The following is a 16,561-nucleotide window of genomic DNA, read 5'->3' as shown; positions in this document are numbered from 1 at the left end:
GGTTTGCTTGAGAGGTGTCTTAATGAGTTATATTATCATTAAGATGCCAAAAGAAACGCGCATTATAACGGAATGTTTTCTATAAATCAGAATTTATTTAAATTCAACAAAAATTTCTGCAAATATTAAAGATTTTTTTCAATTATCCGTTATCCTTAAACAGACACAATAGTTTATAAAACCAAGCAAGACTCTTAATTACGGAACAGGACTCAACAATGAATATGTCAGCAGTTGAATTGCTTCCATCCAATCATCAAATGATGGATCAATACTCACAAGGCCTCAGAGCATTTACATTTTGGGTATCCGATACACTCTATGCCATCGATATTTCGAGAGTGCTCACTATTAGTCAGGAAATGGGCAATATTCAGTCACTCCCCGCACGGGCTAAGGGACTAGTTGGTATGGTAGAATTTCAGAACCATGCAGTGCCGGTATTAGATTTTGCCAATATGCTGGGCTTTGCTTCAGGTGTTGAAAACAGTAATGAACTAATCCAATTACTCTGTGATAGAGAAAAAGACCATGTTGAGTGGGTAGAAGCCTTAGAAGATAGTCTCGTTAATGATACCCCATTCACTAAGGTCAAAGATCCCCACAAATGTGCCTTTGGCCAGTGGTATGACCATTTTAACACCCGCGATGAAACCCTGATGGAAGTATTGGCTGAATTTGATCAGCCGCATAAACAAATTCATTCTCTAGCTGACAAGCTTCTGGATATGAAAAAAGATAAGGATCTTGATCATGCCCTACATTTATTACGTTATGAGAGAAATATCACTCTAAAACGACTCCTAAAACGCTTTGAACAAGCACGTACGCATTTAAAAGAATCAACCCGTCAGGTCTTACTCTATATCACCGAAGACGGCACCACGCCAACGGTTGCTTTACGGATTGATGATATTAATGATGTCATTGACTTTAAACCTGAACAATTTAAGGCCATGGAACGCATTAACAATATTCTAACGGGCGAAGCCTCTGAACTCGTGGTGGCCTATTTAAAACAAACAGATCATGCTGACTGCCTCTTAGTGGAAGCTTCTCATTTAATGAAGATTGCTCGCAGTTAATTGGAGCAGCATCAGCACAGCACATTAAACATAACACCTCATGCAAAGAAAATCAGACGAACAAGAAAGCCCGTCTATTTAAAAAAGAGCCATCAGTCTGTTAAGATACCGGCTAAGTGACAAATGTCACCGCTATCAATTAACATCATCGATGGATCAATAAGTTTGAATTCAGCTAGCAAAACCAAGGTTAACTACCTAAAACCACCTAAACCCCTCATGCGTCATGTCGGGCGTGCCATTGCTGATTTTAAAATGATCAATGAGGGTGATAGAATTCTATTAGGCGTCTCTGGAGGTAAGGATTCACTATCACTATTACTTATTTTGCACCATTTAAAACAGTATGCACCCGTAAAATTTCATCTTGGTGCAATTACCGTTGATCCACAAATAGAGGGCTTTGACCCATCGCCATTAAAAGCCTATTTAGCTGATTTGGATGTGCCTTATTTCTATCAGGAGCAGGCCATTTTAGAACAAGCAGAAGGCGCAATGGAGGGTGATTCCTTTTGTTCGTTTTGCTCGCGCATGAAGCGCGGTATTTTATATAGTACCGCTCGCAAAGAGGGCTACAATGTCTTAGCGCTCGCACAGCATTTAGATGATCTGGCCGAAAGCTTTCTGATGTCTGCTTTTCATAATGGTAAATTACAGACCATGAAGGCCAATTATAGTATTCAAGCCGGAGATATTCGTGTCATTCGCCCATTAGTCTATGCCCGTGAAGCACTGACAAGCGAATATGCCAAAGCAGCACAATTACCCGTTATTCCTGATAGTTGCCCTGCTTGTTTCAGCATGCCAACCCAGCGAGATCACATGAAGCAATTACTGGCACAGGAAGAACAGTCGAATAAGCGTTTGTTTAATAATTTATTAACCACCTTAAAACCATTAATGGCAGTTGATACCGCATTAGTTCAAAGCACTGACGGGGATGTTCGATAAGCAATGCAAGCATTTTTGGTTCGACTTACATTATCTTTTTTTGCTCTCATGCCACTCAGGTTAAATCACTTTGTGGGTTCTTACCTTGGCCTGATACTTTACTACCTCAAGGGTAAAAGCTGGCGAGTTTCAAGAATTAATATTCAACTCTGCTTTGCCGATAAAAGTGCAGACGAGCAGGAAAAAATATTAAAAGACAGCCTAATTGAATTGGGGAAACAGTTCACCGAAATGGGTCCCATGTGGTTATGGTCTCCAGAAAAAACCCTGGCCTTATTAACACAGGTGTCCGGTAAAGAATATATGGATGCAGCAATGAAATCCAATAAGGGTGTTTTTTTGCTCACACCTCATCTGGGGTGTTGGGAAATCGCCGGGCTGTATCTTGGTGCCAATATTCCCGTCACTATTTTATATTCCCGTCCGAAAATAAAAGCCCTAGATGATATTGTCCGTCAATCACGGATTCGTTCTGGTGCAAAACTTGTCTCTGCCGATGCCTCAGGCGTAAAAAGTATTTTTAAAACCCTAAAACAGGGCAATGGCACGGGGATTTTGCCAGATCAGAATCCAGATGATATTAATAGTGGCGTTTTTGCACCATTTTTTGGCATTCAAACCCTCACCATGACCTTTATTTCAAAACTGGCCAGCAAAACGGGGGCTTCGATAGTCATTGGCTATGCTGAGCGTCTACCCAAGGGCAAGGGTTATCACTTGCATATTAAACCTGCTGTTCCCAACATAAGCCATGCCGACCCGTTGATTTCAGCCACCGCTTTGAACCAAACCGTAGAAAATTTTATTCGTGAAGTCCCTGCCCAATACCAATGGAGCTATAAGCGCTTTAAGAAACGTCCCGAAGGTGAGGCAAAAATTTATTAAAAATTAAAAAAGCGCCTCTTCATATTGTTCAACGCCATTCAACAACAGAGCTTTAATCGCTGCTTGGCCATCTTTGTCCAGTGCTATTTTCAGTGTCACTTCATCACCGGCTTGCGGACGTTCTAACTTTAATCCCTCGCCTTCTGGTACAAAGTAGTTTTCAATGCCATAACTTACCTCTAAACGAGATGCGGCTGAAGTACTTTTAGTTAGATCCACAGCATCTTTAACGATGCCTTGAATCAGGGCGTATTTATCCACATTATCCGGATACAGCGAAATCAGCTCAGGCTTGTTTGCATAGACAGCAACGGCTTCCCAGTATTGCTCTGCTTGTTTTAGCACCACATAAACTCTTTCATTACGACTAAAGCGACTATCTCCAGATAGCTCATTCAGCTTTAGGTCATTAATTGTATAATTCAAACGCACATAGTCACCACGAAATAATGAGCGGGGATCAATCGGTCTGGTTTCTAAAATAACTAAGGTATCAGAAGATAATATGGCTTGACGACTGGCTATCATGGCAATAAGAATTAAGCTTTGTAACACAATAATGAGCAAGATGGACAAGATAATCGAGCGTGTTGATTTAGACTGCATCATTCACTCCTGCTTCAAGGTCATGAGATAAACGTTGGCTCAAAAGACGGCGTTTCTTTTCTAACCAATACCCGCCTATAATTAAAATCAGTCCACCGACTAAAAAGAATAAGGAACGATCCATCAAGCTCCAGAAGGTATCAAAATAGCGGCTGGTTAAAGTCAGCGTAAACAGCATAAAAGCAGTATTGACATAAAAAAGTTGATGCTCGATTAAACCGGAAAAAATCAGTCCAACCACCAGTGTAAAAATAAGCAGGTTAATGACAATCACCGATAAAGTCTCACCGCCACCTGTCAAAAAATCCTGATAAAAATAAAAGTTAAAGAACAATGTTGCCATAAGAATCAACAACCATGCGAGTCCACACCATTGGTATACAGGAATTACTCGTTTAGCATGTAAAAAATACCAGCCGGTCGCTAAAAGAATTATCCCCATTATCAAGGGCTTGATAATTTGCCAGCTTTGCCAAAACGATTCATTTTCTAGCCCATAAAAGGACTGTGGATATAAATCTAAGCCTGGAAAGCTCAAGACAAATAGAAAAATCAGCATAAAGATCAAGGCATAGCGAGCAAGATAATTGATGAGATGTATGCCAGTCATGAGTTTGCTTATGACCTGTGCGAGCATAAAAAACATCAGCCCCAATAGCAGGTATAGCTGTACAATATCGCCGCCTGAACTACCTCGACTTAATTGCTCATAATGCAATAAGAGCCATAAAAAAAGGCTGATCACAACGATATGAGCAGCCACTTTAAAGTCACCCCGGATACTAATAAAAGCACTGACACACCAGAAAACTAACCACGGATAATGCCAGCGATCAAATTCAAGGATCTCCATGCCTGACCACAACAAGGCCAGGATACAGGCGGCAATCAGTGCGACTTCAGATCGCATCACAATGGTGACGAGCAAGGCACCCGTCGTCCACAATAAAATGCCATTTGGGTAGTGACTATCAATGTGATAAATTTGTGCGATCAACATGATATTATTGCCAAATAATAAAATTCCCAGCAATAAAAAAGCCTGCCCTAAAGCGGGATAGCGCTGCCCAGATAAGGCCCATGCAGCAGCAATATAGGCACCCGTCATTGAAGAGAACAATAAGCCCAGTTTGAATAGCTTACTCATACCCTGCCAATTGGCCGCAAAGAAGCTAATCGCACCGGCAGATAAGAGCATGACACCCATAATTCCCAGAATAAGACTGAGCTTGTGGGATTTATCAGAAATGCTATTAACATCGGATATCGCATCATTTAAAATTTGCTTTGCCGCACCCGCATCCAGCCAACCCTCTGCCTGCCAATGGGGTAATTTTTTCTGTAAGCGCTGATAAAATTGTTTATTATTCATATTTTCTTTGTAAGATTTTATTGAAAATGGTCAATTTTTCGATAGCCAATGGACTCGGTTAAATGGTGCAATTCGATAGTATCACTATTGTCTAAATCTGCAATAGTCCGTGCCAATTTAAGTATCCGGTGATAGGCTCTGGCAGAAAGTTTCATTTTATTCATGGTTTTCTCCAGCACGTTTTGGTTATCCGATGATAAACGACAATCCTGCTCAATCTCTTTATTGGTCAAGTGAGCATTGCAATGTCCACGCCTTGTTCTCTGCCGATTTTGGGCTGTAATCACCCTCTTTTTGACCACCGAACTCTGTTCGATCAAATCGCTATTTTCCTGTAAATCCTGATGCGAAACCGCCGGTACATCAATATGCATATCGATTCTGTCCAGAAAAGGCCCTGAGAGCTTATTTTGATAGCGTTGCACCTGCTCACTCGTGCAACGACAATTATTATGCACATCGCCCCAATAACCACAGGGACAGGGATTCATGGCGGCAATCAACTGAAATGAAGCAGGAAATTCGGCTTTTTTGGCTGCTCGTGAAATGGCTATACGCCCAGATTCCAGTGGTTCACGTAATACCTCCAGAACTTTTTGACTGAACTCTGGCAACTCATCCATGAACAATACACCATGATGTGCCAGACTAATTTCTCCCGGTTTGGGATAGCTGCCACCGCCCACCAAGGCAACCCCTGAAGCGGTATGATGCGGTACCCGAAAGCCACGTACAGCCCAATTAGAAAAATTGACATCCTCACCACAAACAGAGCGAATCGCTGCGACTTCTTCCGCTTCGGCATCGGACATATTCGGTAAAATAGTGACTAAGCGGCTAGCTAGCATGGTTTTGCCAGTACCCGGTGGGCCTTTCATCAACAGGCTATGTTGCCCCGCAGCCGCAATTTCAAGCGCTCGTTTAGCATTTTGCTGGCCACGAATATCGGATAGGCAAGTCGCATAAAACTCTTGTTCTTCAGTGCTTTTTAGTTCTGGCTGAGCAAGTTTTTGCTCACCCTTTAGAAAAGCACAGACATCCAGTAAATGTTTAGCGGTATAGACCGTCAAGCCCTTAATGAGAGATGCCTCAATGCCGTTTTCTTCCGGCACAATAAGAATGCGATTATTTTTTTTCGCCTGTACGGCAATGGGAAGAATGCCCTTTACTCCACGTAATTCACCACTGAGCGCAAGCTCACCAACGAATTCAAATCGCTCTATGGGTGCATGTTCTATAGGCGCTGATTGTTCAGAATCATTGTCCTTATTCGTTTTGCTTAACTCGACTTGCTTGGATGATAGTAAAATACCCAGTGCAATAGCCAAATCAAAACGTCCCCCTTCTTTAGGGAGATCGGCAGGCGCTAAATTGATGGTAATTCGCCGTACAGGGAAGTCAAAGCGACTATTAATAATCGCGCCTCGAACACGATCTTTGCTTTCTTTTACTGCGGTTTCAGGAAGGCCAACGATTCCCAAACTTGGGAGGCCATTAGTTAATAAGACTTCGACCGTGACCAATGGAGCATCCAGCCCACCGGCACGGCTATAAACGATAGAGAGCGACATAAAAATCCTTTTTTAAGTAATCTGCTCTTTAGAGTATAACTCAATTCATCAGTTCAGCTTGTCAGGATAAACTGTCATTGGCACTCTATTTTCTATGATTGGATAGTTTTTGCTTTAATTAATATCTAATTTGCTTTCCAGATCGCTTAATTTCTTCTCTAATAATTCCAGCTTAATTCGAGTCTTTTGTAATACGGCGGATTGTACTTCAAAATCTTCTCGAGTCACCAGATCCATTTTATCGAAGGCATTACGCAAAACATTACGCACCGATTGTTCTATTTCCTGCTTCATGGCAGTGGGGGCGGATGGCATCGTGCGCGTGATTTTACTGGCTAAATCATCAAAAAATTGGCTATTCATTTATTTAAGTCTCTCTCAAACTATCAAAAGGGCTCATTCCTGAGTTAACACTATCTCGTCAGTTTAACATCATTTCAAAAATGACCCAATTAAATACTCAAGGCTATTTACTGCAAAACAAATACACCAATACAGTGCATTTCATTTTAAGAAAGCGCTTTGATATTGCTATCGTGGTGCGTTTTAATTTTGCTCAGGAACAAGAGTATGATACAAGCCCTTGTAAATACTAAGTAATTGTTCAATGGCATAATAACTGCTTGTTAGCATAAGCAGTTATTCAAACCAATTATTATAAAAAATTTGGAGCATATTACATGAAGCTTGTAACAGCTATTGTTAAACCTTTTAAATTGGATGATGTGCGTGAAGCATTATCTGATATTGGAATTCATGGGATGACCGTCACCGAAGTCAAAGGCTTTGGTCGTCAAAAGGGTCATACTGAGTTATATCGTGGTGCAGAGTACGTCGTAGACTTCCTACCGAAAGTAAAAGTTGAAATCGCTGTTGACGCTGAAGTGCTTGATCAAGTCATTGAAGCCATCCGCAGTGCCGCTCATACTGGTAAAATTGGTGATGGTAAGATTTTTGTTGCCCCTATCGAACAAACCATTCGCATTCGTACATCTGAAACTGGCAAAGAAGCTTTATAAGCTCGCCTTAAGGAGAATTATTCGTGGAAAACCCCGTATTGCAAAATGTTTATCACTTACAGTATGCACTAGATACTTTTTATTTCTTAATGTGTGGCGCCTTAGTCATGTGGATGGCAGCGGGTTTCTCAATGCTAGAAGCTGGCTTGGTCCGAACTAAAAATACCGCTGAGATTTTAACCAAAAACGTCGCACTTTATGCGATTTCATGCATCATGTACCTGATTGTCGGTTATGAAATTATGTATGGCAGTGGCGGCTACTTTCTAAACGGTCTTATCGTTGGCGATGGCTATGTTGATGAAACATTAAAATCATTCACTGCACAAGCAGACTTCACCGGTGGTGCAATTTACTCTGGTGCGTCTGACTTTTTCTTCCAAGTTGTTTTCGTTGCTACTGCAATGTCAATTGTCTCTGGTGCAGTTGCTGAGCGTATGAAGTTATGGGCATTCTTATTATTTGCTGTTGTTATGACTGGCTTTATCTACCCAATGGAAGGTGCCTGGACTTGGAATGGTGCTGATGTCTTTGGTTTTTATAACTTAGGCGACTTAGGTTTCTCTGACTTTGCTGGTTCTGGTATTGTTCACATGGCGGGCGCATCTGCTGCTTTAGCCGGTGTTATTTTACTGGGTGCTCGTAGAGGCAAATATGGTAAAAATGGTGAAATCAAAGCAATTCCAGGTGCTAACCTGCCTTTGGCCACTTTAGGTACATTCATATTATGGATGGGTTGGTTCGGCTTTAACGGTGGTTCAGTACTTAAACTGGGTGATATCGGTAATGCAAATGCCGTTGCCATGGTCTTCTTGAACACCAATGCCGCTGCTGCTGGCGGTGCTGTTGCAGCCTTGATTCTTGCTCGCATTATGTACGGCAAGGCTGATTTAACCATGTTATTAAACGGTGCTTTAGCGGGATTGGTTGCTATTACTGCTGAGCCTTCAACACCTAGCCCACTACTTGCCACACTATTTGGTGCTGCGGGTGGTTTATTAGTTGTTGTTAGTATCCTGTTCTTTGACAAAATTAAAATTGATGATCCTGTTGGTGCTATCTCTGTCCACGGTGTGGTTGGTTTCTTAGGTCTGATGTTAGTCCCTTTAACCAATGGTAGCTCTAGCTTCTCAGGTCAGTTAATTGGTGCTGCTACTATCTTTGGTTGGGTATTCATAACCAGTTTTGCGACTTGGTTTGTTATCAAAATGATCTTCGGCATTCGTGTTAGTGAAGAAGAAGAATACCAAGGTGTTGACCTTTCTGAGTGTGGTATGGAAGCTTACCCAGAATTCACCAACAAGTAGTATGACAGTCTTAAGTTGTTAGCAATAACAACTGCTGTAAAAAAAGCACCCTAACGGGTGCTTTTTTTTGCTCAATTTTTTACTCAGGAAAGAGACTCAGAACACAAAAAACATCAAACAAAACAATTAAAATTATAAATTATATGGTTTTCAGCATCACACTTAGAAAAAAACAGCTATAATCCAACTACAACTAATAGTGATAGTGATAACAGAATAAGTAAGTAATAAATTATCACCGCTTTTTCTTCTAAGGTTTAAGGAGTCACAATGAAATCTCGTACCGGTCAAATAATCAGTCTCGCTCTGATAATTTTTTTCAGCGGCACTTTTGCCAGTGTAGTTTTAGCTGAATCAAAAGCCACTAATAGTACTGAAATATATAAGTGGACCGATCAAGATGGTCGCGTTCATTATGCTGCCAGACCTGGCGATGACACTGCCAAGAAAATGCATCTGGGCAGTCAGATATTTCATGATCAAAGAAAGTCTAATAAAACAGATGGCAAAAGCAAACAAGCTGCTGAACGCGCTAAAATTTGCCAGGACTCAAAAAACACCCTGCAAAAATATAAAAAAGCCCCCTTTCTCTACCGTTATGATGATCAGCTAAAACAAAAAGTCCGTCTAACAGAAGAAGAAAGTAAGGCAACCATGTTACAAGCAGAAAAAGACATCAGTTATTGGTGTACCCCAAAACAAGATTCCTAAACAAGACAGATAAAAAATGAAAACATTAAACAAAGCACAATTTCTAGGCACAAGCATTTTACTTTCCAGTTTATTCTTGGGCGCATGTACCAGTATTGATCCCTATACCCGAGAAGAAAAAACCAATAACACCGTCAAAGGTGCTGGAATTGGCGCTCTCAGTGGCGCAATACTCGGTGTGATCGCCGGTGATAGTCGCAAAGCCGCCTTAATTGGTGCTGGGGTCGGCGCACTAGCCGGTGGGGGTATTGGTTATTATATGGATCAACAGGAAGCCAAGTTACGCAGAGAACTTGAAGCCACGGGAGTAAGCGTCACACGTGTTGGCGATTCGATTATTTTAAACATGCCTGGTAATATCACTTTCAAAACAGGTTCCAGTGCTATTTCAGCTGATTTTTACCCGGTACTCGGCTCAGTGGCCAAAGTGATTAACGAGTATGCTAAGACCTATGTTGATATTTATGGCCATACTGATAGTGTTGGCCAAGCATCGTACAACATGACCCTCTCACAACAAAGAGCAAGCTCGGTATCACGATACTTACAAACCAGAGAAGTGTTAGCACAAAGAATTATGACCCGTGGTCTAGGTGAAGACCAGCCGATTGCGTCAAATGATACCGCTCAGGGACGCTCGCAAAATCGCCGTGTTGAGATCAGGCTCACTCCACTGACTTAAACTTATTCCAGCAGGCTGAGCAAAGACAGCGGTTAGGGGGAATTTTTATCTCCCTCAATAGCTGCTGTTGAACTTCCAATTGCTGAGCATTAAGCCTTTCAAGACTAAAACACCAACAATCTTCAATTACATTTTGGCTTCCCGCCTTAGCTTCTTTTGCCAAGTGACAAGCATTTGCTGCACCGCAAACAGGGCAAAGAGCAGCGCAACTCATAACACGCTCACAGTCCTATTCATTGCGTATACCCGTGATACTTAGAAATAGAATACCGCTGAGGCACGAAACGCAGCAAATTAACCACTGAGTTTCTGCACAAACGTATTAATATTTTGCGCTTTTAACTGCGCCTTAATCTGTTGCATCTTTTGCTGATCGGTACTGGGACCAATTCTTACCCGATATAGAGTCTGACCATTGTTTTGAATCACCTGAATGTTCGACACCACACCCAGAAAGGCTAACCGTGCCTTCATTGCATCAGCCTTGCTCAGCTCTTTAAACGCACCCACTTGAAGCTGATAAAGCCCTTTAGGGGCAATAGGCTCCTGTTTCTTGGCTACTGTTTTTTGCTTAGGGGTATTTTTAATAGTTGGCTTTTTAGTCGGGGCTGTTTTTATTCGTTCAGCACTCGAAACCTTAGCCGGTGTTGTTTCATAGTCAAGCACATCCACTTCACGATCCGGCAATACGGTATAAAAATCAAACAGATGTTTTGGCTTCACATTATCTGGTTTATCCGTAGCTTTTGCCGAGGACTGTTGATTTGAAGTAGCTTGTTGCTCACCATCGGTAGGAATTTTATCCAGATAGATTAAAAAACCAACAAAGGCCCCCAGCAATAATGTAATCACAAAAATAGAAAACTTGGATACGCCTTGCTTAGTATTTCGAGTCGCACCCATTTTTTTTCTAGCGCGTTTTTTCTTGACGGGCATTACTGATTTTCCTGACAATGATTTGTTATTCTAATAGGCATTTTACATCTCATCCGGCGCAGAAACACCTAATAGGGCTAGACCGTTTTTTATTACCTGATGGGTAGCGGCAATTAATACCAGTCGGGCATCACGTAATTTAACATCATCAACGATAAATTGATGGGCATTATAATAAGTGTGCAAGGCATTCGCTAATTCACGCAAATAATGCGCAATCAAATGTGGCTCATGTTGACAGGCAGCTATGTTGACGACTTCTGGATATTTAGCTAATTGTTGCAAAATATCTTTTTCATGCTCTTCTGCCAACAATGATAAATTTTCTAATCCTATAGACTGATCATAGGCTAAACTTTTCTCTTCCATCTGTCTAAAGATGCTGCAAATACGGGCATGAGCATATTGGATATAGTAGACCGGATTTTCAGATGATTTAGACTTCGCTAAATCCAGATCAAAATCCAAATGCTGTTCGCACTTACGCATCACATAAAAAAATCTTGCCGCATCTGCTCCCACTTCTTCACGCAACTCGCGTAAAGTCACAAATGAACCACTACGGGTGGACATTTGCACTTTTTCACCACCACGATAAAGATTAGCAAACTGTACTAATAAAACATCAAGCGCATTTTCATCATAATTGAGTGCATTAAGCGCGGCTTTGACCCTAGGTACATAACCGTGATGATCAGAACCCCAAACATCGATTACCTGTTCATAACCTCGATCAAATTTATCCATGTGATAAGCAATATCAGAGGCAAAATAAGTTGTTTGACCATTATCGCGTTGTACTACCCTGTCTTTATCGTCACCAAAGGCTGTTGAACGAAACCATAAAGCACCCTTTTTCTCATAGACATGCTCACTTTCACGCAAGCGTTCTATGCCCTTATTCACCAGACCTTTATCCATTAAGGAACGTTCTGAGAACCATTCCTGATAGTCCACGCCAAACTCTGATAAATCATCACGGATATCATCTAAAATAGAGTTCAATGCTATTTCAAAGACGTAGCGATAGCGATTATCACCCAATAAACTTTTCGCTTTTTCAATTAGGGCATCAATGTGTCGCTCTTTATCACCACCCTGTGGCTCATCATCAGGCAGATCGGACATGACCTCTTCAGCCGATGCGACATAGTTATCACCATGCTCATTGATAATTTCAGCAACAATACCCTGAATATAATCACCCTTATAACCATTGGCTGGAAAGGTAATGGCCACATTATTTTTTTCCAAATAACGTAGCCAGACTGAGGTGGCCAATATATCCATTTGCCTACCGGCATCATTAACATAGTATTCACTATGCACTTCGTAACCGATAGCCCTGAGTAAATTGGCAAGGGTTGCACCATAAGCAGCACCACGACCATGCCCAACATGCAAAGGCCCCGTCGGGTTAGCAGAAACAAATTCCACTTGTACTTTTTTCCCTGCACCTTTATCTGAGCAACCAAAACGCTCAGCCTGAGCGATGACGGTATTAACCACATCTTGTATGGAATCACTGCTGACATAAAAATTAATAAAGCCCGGTCCAGCAATTTCAACTTTTTCCACAAAATCACTCTCAGGCAAGGCTACGATGATCTGAGTAGCAATTTCGCGAGGATTCTTGCGTGCTGGCTTGGCCAGCAACATGGCCACATTCGCAGCAAAATCACCATGGGTCTTGTCGCGCGTGCGATCTATTTTAATGCTCGGCATATCAACGGCTAGGGAGCCATTATCAATAAGGGTCTGTATTGCCTGAGCAATTAGTTGTTGCAGTGCGTCTTTCAAGGTCGATATTCCATTCAAAATTAATGTGTGAACCTATCATTTTAACCTGAGAAGTTCAAAGTACAAAGCTTTTATTTTAGAGTGTTTATGTAATACAGGACTTGAACTCCTATATTACATAAACTAAACTTATTGTATGATTAAACGTAATATAGAATATGAATTACACCAATTGCTTAAAGAGTACCCTATTGTGACAATATTAGGTCCTCGACAGGCAGGTAAAACAACCTTGGCCAAAAATGCTTTAGAAAATTATGCCTACTGCAATCTTGAACAGCCGGAAAACAGAGAATTTGCAGAGTCCGATCCTAAAGCATTTTTAAAGCAATTTGGCTCTTTTGTTATTCTTGATGAAATTCAGCGAGTACCGCAATTATTAAGCTATATTCAAGTACAAGTTGATGAAAATCAAATGAATGGTGAATTTGTTCTGACGGGTTCACATCAATTAGAATTAAACCAAGCGATTAGCCAATCATTGGCAGGACGCACAGGGATATTAAAATTATTTCCTTTAACTATTTCAGAATTAAGTCATGCCCAAATAAGCTTTGATCGTTTCGAGGATTATGTATTTCATGGTTTCTTACCTCGGATCTATGATCATCATCAAAGACCCGGGCAAGCCTATTCAAACTATTACCAAACCTATGTTGAACGTGATGTCAGACAACTAATCAATCTCAAAAACACCCTATTGTTTGAAAAATTTATTAAATTATTGGCTGGGAGAGTCGGTCAGTTATTTAATTATAATTCATTAGCCAATGATGTGGGTGTTGACACAAAAACCATAAAAAATTGGCTCTCTATTCTTGAAGCCTCATTCATTATTTTTAAACTCCCTCCTTTTTTCGAAAATTATGGTAAACGTGTTGTTAAAACCCCTAAATACTACTTTGTTGATGTGGGTTTATTAGCCTTCTTGTTGGGCATTGAAAAACCCGAACAAATATCGAGAGACCCCTTAGTCGGCAATATTTTTGAAAATTTAATCGTGATGGAATACCTTAAAAGCAGGCTAAATGAGGGTAAGATTTCTAATTTATATTTCTATCGAGACAGCAATGGCTTTGGGGTCGATTTAATCCTACAAAATGGTCGCGATATAACAGCCATTGAAATAAAATCAAGCTCAACATATTCTGAACGACAGTTTAAAAATTTAAATAAATTAAAACAAATAAGTGCCAATATAAAATTCTGTTACTTGATATACAATGCTGAAACAAGAGTTTTTAGTGATCATAAAAAAGCCATTCATTTCGACCAAGTCGAGTTATTCAATAAGCAAAGCTGATGCTACCCCATTAGCTCATCGAACAAAATTTAATACAATTCCTGAGGATCGATATCAATTGACCAGCGCACTCGTTGTGCGGCTTTAGTCAATTCCACATTCCAAATTAAATCTTGTAAAATACGGTGTAATTCTTTTCTTTGGCTAGACTGCACGAGGAGTTGTCCCCTGAATTTCCCTGCTTTTTTCTCCATCGGTGCTGGAACAGGACCAAGAAACTGTACATCACTCTTACTTGATAAGTTCTGTTTAATCGCGCTCATCGTCTGGAAACAATACTCAAGAAAAGCCTGATAATTATTTATGTGATTCGCTTCTGCTCGAATTAAAGCCTGATAGGCATAAGGCGGTAGAAGAATAGCTTTGCGCTCCGCTAAGGCATTAGCAGCAAAACCGGCATAGCCTTGGCTGAGCAAGGTATTGAGCATTTCATCTTCCGGATGAGCCGTTTGCAATACCACCTGACCTTTTTTCTCTTCCCTACCCGCTCGACCAGAGACCTGTACGATCAATTGTGCCAGGCGTTCCGGGGCACGAAAATCAACGGAATAAAGCCCCTGATCAATATCTAAAATAGCCACTAAGGTGACATTGGGAAAGTGGTGTCCCTTGGCTAGCATTTGCGTACCAATTAGAATTTGCTGCTTGCCATCGCGTGCCTGTTCCAGAAGGTTCTGCATGGCACCTTTGCGCTGGGTGGTATCCCGATCAATACGGATCACTTCGATCTCTGGAAAAATCTCCCGCACCACTTTTTCGACTCGTTCAGTCCCCACGCCCAATTGCGATAAGTCACCATGACCACATTCGGGACATTGTGCTGGCAAAGGTTGTTCTATCTGACAGTGGTGACAGCGTAAATGATTACGCTGTCGATGATAGGTGAGCTTGGCATCGCAGCGGTGACAATGACTGATCCAACCGCATTTGTTACATAATAAAACCGGCGAATAGCCACGGCGATTTTGGAATAATAAAACCTGATTTTCTTTGGCTAAATGCTGTTTAATTAAATCAATCAGCGTCCGACTCATACCATGTTGTAAATACTGGCCGCGAATATCAATCAAATGCACTTCCGGTGGTCGTGCCTTACCTGCTCTTTGACGCAGTTTTAAGTGAGTCATTTTTTCTTGCTGACAAAGATAAAGCGATTCCATCGAGGGGGTTGCCGAGCCCAACATAATCGGAATATCAGCATAATTCGCTCTGACTAGAGCAATGTCCTTAGCGGAATAGCGAATGCCATCTTGTTGCTTAAATGACAAGTCATGTTCTTCATCAATAATGATCACCCCCAAATCTGGCATGGGGGTAAAAACAGCCGAACGGGTGCCAATTAAAATACGAATTTCACCACTAGCCGCTTGCTGCCATATTTTCATCCGCTGGGTATTATTTAAACCAGAGTGCAGGGTCGCGATAATCACCGAAAAACGGTGTTCAAAACGATAAATCAATTGCGGGGTCAGACCAATTTCCGGCACTAATACTAATACCTGACGGGCATTATTCAATTGCTGCTCGATCACCGACAGATACACTTCCGTTTTACCACTGCCAGTTATCCCATCAATCAAACTGGCACTAAAATAATCATCTCGACTCAGCAGGTTTGCAACAGCACTTTGTTGTTCTTCATTAAGTGATAAGCCGGGATTTTTAATAATAGCCGTATCACTCGCACTATCCGGCAAACAATATTGATAGGGGATATGCGCCTGGACTTGCTCTTGTAACCAGTTTTTTTTCTGCAAGGTTTTTAATGCACTTTGCCATTGCCCTTCCTGTTCACTGGCAATTTGCTCTTTTGTTAAACCTTCAGGGTATTTTTTTAATTGCTCTAAAATACTGCGCTGACGCACAGCACGTTTTAAACAATCCCAATCAGCTTTTTTCGCCTCCTCCGTCAAGAACCATAATCGCTGCTCCTGAGTGCTTGCGGATTCTTTTTTACGAAAATGCACGGGCAATGCGGCTTGAAAGACTTCACCAATGGGGTGATGATAATAAGTCGCTACCCAATTCAATAATTGAATAATATCAGTTGGCAAAATAGGTTTTTTGTCCAGCACCTTAACAATAGGCCGGAGTTTTTTTAACTCAATATCTGTTTTTGCTGCCATTGCCAGTACCACAGCAATTTGTTTGGTACGACCAAAGGGAACCAGCACACGCATACCCGGCAAAACCTGTTCTGAATCAATGTCATCCGGTAGCAAATAATCAAATTTTCTACGCAAGGGAGTGGGTACAGCTACTTGCACAATACTTAAGGCTGCTTTTAATTTTTCTTCTGGCATTATAAACTTAGTTAATTATTTTCTTTTTTA

17 protein-coding genes are annotated in these 16,561 nt (G+C 41.2%); 9 read left to right on the top strand and 8 right to left on the bottom strand.

The window, feature by feature from the left end; translation table 11 throughout:
* Positions 1–218 precede the first annotated feature (218 nt).
* From JEU79_RS09140 to JEU79_RS09130, 3 genes are all read left to right on the top strand, one after another.
* The gene (locus JEU79_RS09140; protein ID WP_198263874.1) at positions 219–1,085 is read left to right on the top strand and encodes a CZB domain-containing protein; all 867 of its coding nucleotides are present in this window, start codon (positions 219–221) and stop codon (positions 1,083–1,085) included.
* Positions 1,086–1,304: 219 nt separating this feature from the next.
* A complete protein-coding gene (locus JEU79_RS09135; protein WP_246540549.1) occupies positions 1,305–2,036 on the top strand; it encodes a tRNA 2-thiocytidine biosynthesis TtcA family protein in 732 nt (243 codons plus the stop codon).
* 3 nt (positions 2,037–2,039) lie between these two features.
* Positions 2,040–2,921, top strand: coding sequence for a lysophospholipid acyltransferase family protein (locus JEU79_RS09130; protein WP_281400855.1), 882 nt, complete (start codon positions 2,040–2,042; stop codon positions 2,919–2,921).
* A gap of 3 nt (positions 2,922–2,924) precedes the next feature.
* Here JEU79_RS09130 and JEU79_RS09125 read toward each other — a convergent pair whose 3' ends face one another.
* The 4 genes from JEU79_RS09125 to JEU79_RS09110 all read right to left on the bottom strand — a co-directional run bounded on the left by JEU79_RS09125 (position 2,925) and on the right by JEU79_RS09110 (position 6,833).
* Positions 2,925–3,527: a GDYXXLXY domain-containing protein gene (locus JEU79_RS09125; protein WP_198263871.1), complete on the bottom strand. Its 603-nt coding sequence runs from the start codon at positions 3,525–3,527 to the stop codon at positions 2,925–2,927.
* A complete protein-coding gene (locus JEU79_RS09120) occupies positions 3,517–4,899 on the bottom strand; it encodes a DUF2157 domain-containing protein (RefSeq protein ID WP_198263870.1) in 1,383 nt (460 codons plus the stop codon). The genes JEU79_RS09125 and JEU79_RS09120 overlap by 11 nt, the downstream gene beginning before the upstream one ends.
* Positions 4,900–4,916: 17 nt before the next feature.
* On the bottom strand, positions 4,917–6,470 hold the full coding sequence (locus tag JEU79_RS09115) for a YifB family Mg chelatase-like AAA ATPase (protein ID WP_198263869.1): 1,554 nt from the start codon (positions 6,468–6,470) through the stop codon (positions 4,917–4,919).
* Positions 6,471–6,584: 114 nt separating this feature from the next.
* Positions 6,585–6,833, bottom strand: a complete 249-nt coding sequence (locus JEU79_RS09110; RefSeq protein ID WP_198263868.1) for an accessory factor UbiK family protein — start codon at positions 6,831–6,833, stop codon at positions 6,585–6,587.
* An 80-nt stretch (positions 6,834–6,913) separates the two neighbouring features.
* On the opposite strand from JEU79_RS09110, the gene JEU79_RS09105 reads away from it, so the two are divergent.
* From JEU79_RS09105 to JEU79_RS09085, 5 genes are all read left to right on the top strand, one after another.
* Positions 6,914–7,066: a hypothetical protein gene (locus JEU79_RS09105; RefSeq protein WP_198263867.1), complete on the top strand. Its 153-nt coding sequence runs from the start codon at positions 6,914–6,916 to the stop codon at positions 7,064–7,066.
* A gap of 84 nt (positions 7,067–7,150) precedes the next feature.
* A complete protein-coding gene (locus JEU79_RS09100; RefSeq protein WP_198263866.1) occupies positions 7,151–7,489 on the top strand; it encodes a P-II family nitrogen regulator in 339 nt (112 codons plus the stop codon).
* Positions 7,490–7,512: 23 nt separating this feature from the next.
* Positions 7,513–8,796 (top strand): ammonium transporter, encoded by a 1,284-nt coding sequence (locus JEU79_RS09095; RefSeq protein WP_281400854.1) that lies wholly within the window; start codon positions 7,513–7,515, stop codon positions 8,794–8,796.
* A 270-nt stretch (positions 8,797–9,066) separates the two neighbouring features.
* Positions 9,067–9,507 carry a DUF4124 domain-containing protein gene (locus JEU79_RS09090; protein ID WP_198263865.1) on the top strand — a complete coding sequence of 147 codons (441 nt, stop codon included), beginning with the start codon at positions 9,067–9,069 and terminating at the stop codon, positions 9,505–9,507.
* Positions 9,508–9,523: 16 nt separating this feature from the next.
* Positions 9,524–10,189 (top strand): YiaD family glycine zipper/OmpA-like lipoprotein, encoded by a 666-nt coding sequence (locus JEU79_RS09085; RefSeq protein ID WP_198263864.1) that lies wholly within the window; start codon positions 9,524–9,526, stop codon positions 10,187–10,189.
* On the opposite strand, the gene JEU79_RS28460 is transcribed toward JEU79_RS09085, so the two are convergent.
* The 3 genes from JEU79_RS28460 to argS all read right to left on the bottom strand — a co-directional run bounded on the left by JEU79_RS28460 (position 10,173) and on the right by argS (position 12,925).
* A complete protein-coding gene (locus tag JEU79_RS28460; protein WP_425511143.1) occupies positions 10,173–10,403 on the bottom strand; it encodes a cysteine-rich CWC family protein in 231 nt (76 codons plus the stop codon). The genes JEU79_RS09085 and JEU79_RS28460 overlap by 17 nt on opposite strands.
* Positions 10,404–10,483: 80 nt before the next feature.
* The gene (locus JEU79_RS09075; RefSeq protein ID WP_198263862.1) at positions 10,484–11,125 is read right to left on the bottom strand and encodes an SPOR domain-containing protein; all 642 of its coding nucleotides are present in this window, start codon (positions 11,123–11,125) and stop codon (positions 10,484–10,486) included.
* Between the two features lie 42 nt (positions 11,126–11,167).
* On the bottom strand, positions 11,168–12,925 hold the full coding sequence (gene argS / locus JEU79_RS09070) for an arginine--tRNA ligase (protein ID WP_198263861.1): 1,758 nt from the start codon (positions 12,923–12,925) through the stop codon (positions 11,168–11,170).
* Positions 12,926–13,061: 136 nt separating this feature from the next.
* Between argS and JEU79_RS09065 the strand changes: the two genes are divergently transcribed.
* Entirely contained in the window at positions 13,062–14,228 is a 1,167-nt protein-coding gene (locus JEU79_RS09065) for an ATP-binding protein (RefSeq protein ID WP_198263860.1), read from the top strand.
* A gap of 29 nt (positions 14,229–14,257) precedes the next feature.
* On the opposite strand, the gene JEU79_RS09060 is transcribed toward JEU79_RS09065, so the two are convergent.
* On the bottom strand, positions 14,258–16,531 hold the full coding sequence (locus JEU79_RS09060; protein WP_198263859.1) for a primosomal protein N': 2,274 nt from the start codon (positions 16,529–16,531) through the stop codon (positions 14,258–14,260).
* Positions 16,532–16,561: the final 30 nt, after the last annotated feature.

Source organism: sulfur-oxidizing endosymbiont of Gigantopelta aegis (assembly GCF_016097415.1).
Lineage (GTDB): Bacteria > Pseudomonadota > Gammaproteobacteria > GRL18 > GRL18 > GRL18.
The sequence above is the reverse complement of the archived record's forward strand: the minus strand, read 5'-3'. Positions and strand labels throughout refer to the sequence as shown.

Bases quoted from the DNA above. Each gene is read 5' to 3' on its own strand.
- JEU79_RS09085 (WP_198263864.1), top strand. From the start codon at position 9,524: ATGAAAACATTAAACAAAGCACAATTTCTAGGCACAAGCATTTTACTT.
- JEU79_RS09135 (WP_246540549.1), top strand. From the start codon at position 1,305: ATGCGTCATGTCGGGCGTGCCATTGCTGATTTTAAAATGATCAATGAG.
- JEU79_RS09110 (WP_198263868.1), bottom strand. From the start codon at position 6,833: ATGAATAGCCAATTTTTTGATGATTTAGCCAGTAAAATCACGCGCACG.
- JEU79_RS09090 (WP_198263865.1), top strand. From the start codon at position 9,067: ATGAAATCTCGTACCGGTCAAATAATCAGTCTCGCTCTGATAATTTTT.
- JEU79_RS09105 (WP_198263867.1), top strand. From the start codon at position 6,914: ATGACCCAATTAAATACTCAAGGCTATTTACTGCAAAACAAATACACC.
- JEU79_RS09140 (WP_198263874.1), top strand. From the start codon at position 219: ATGAATATGTCAGCAGTTGAATTGCTTCCATCCAATCATCAAATGATG.
- JEU79_RS09120 (WP_198263870.1), bottom strand. From the start codon at position 4,899: ATGAATAATAAACAATTTTATCAGCGCTTACAGAAAAAATTACCCCAT.
- JEU79_RS09115 (WP_198263869.1), bottom strand. From the start codon at position 6,470: ATGTCGCTCTCTATCGTTTATAGCCGTGCCGGTGGGCTGGATGCTCCA.
- JEU79_RS09065 (WP_198263860.1), top strand. From the start codon at position 13,062: ATGATTAAACGTAATATAGAATATGAATTACACCAATTGCTTAAAGAG.
- JEU79_RS28460 (WP_425511143.1), bottom strand. From the start codon at position 10,403: ATGAGTTGCGCTGCTCTTTGCCCTGTTTGCGGTGCAGCAAATGCTTGT.
- JEU79_RS09075 (WP_198263862.1), bottom strand. From the start codon at position 11,125: ATGCCCGTCAAGAAAAAACGCGCTAGAAAAAAAATGGGTGCGACTCGA.
- JEU79_RS09130 (WP_281400855.1), top strand. From the start codon at position 2,040: ATGCAAGCATTTTTGGTTCGACTTACATTATCTTTTTTTGCTCTCATG.
- JEU79_RS09060 (WP_198263859.1), bottom strand. From the start codon at position 16,531: ATGCCAGAAGAAAAATTAAAAGCAGCCTTAAGTATTGTGCAAGTAGCT.
- JEU79_RS09100 (WP_198263866.1), top strand. From the start codon at position 7,151: ATGAAGCTTGTAACAGCTATTGTTAAACCTTTTAAATTGGATGATGTG.
- JEU79_RS09125 (WP_198263871.1), bottom strand. From the start codon at position 3,527: ATGCAGTCTAAATCAACACGCTCGATTATCTTGTCCATCTTGCTCATT.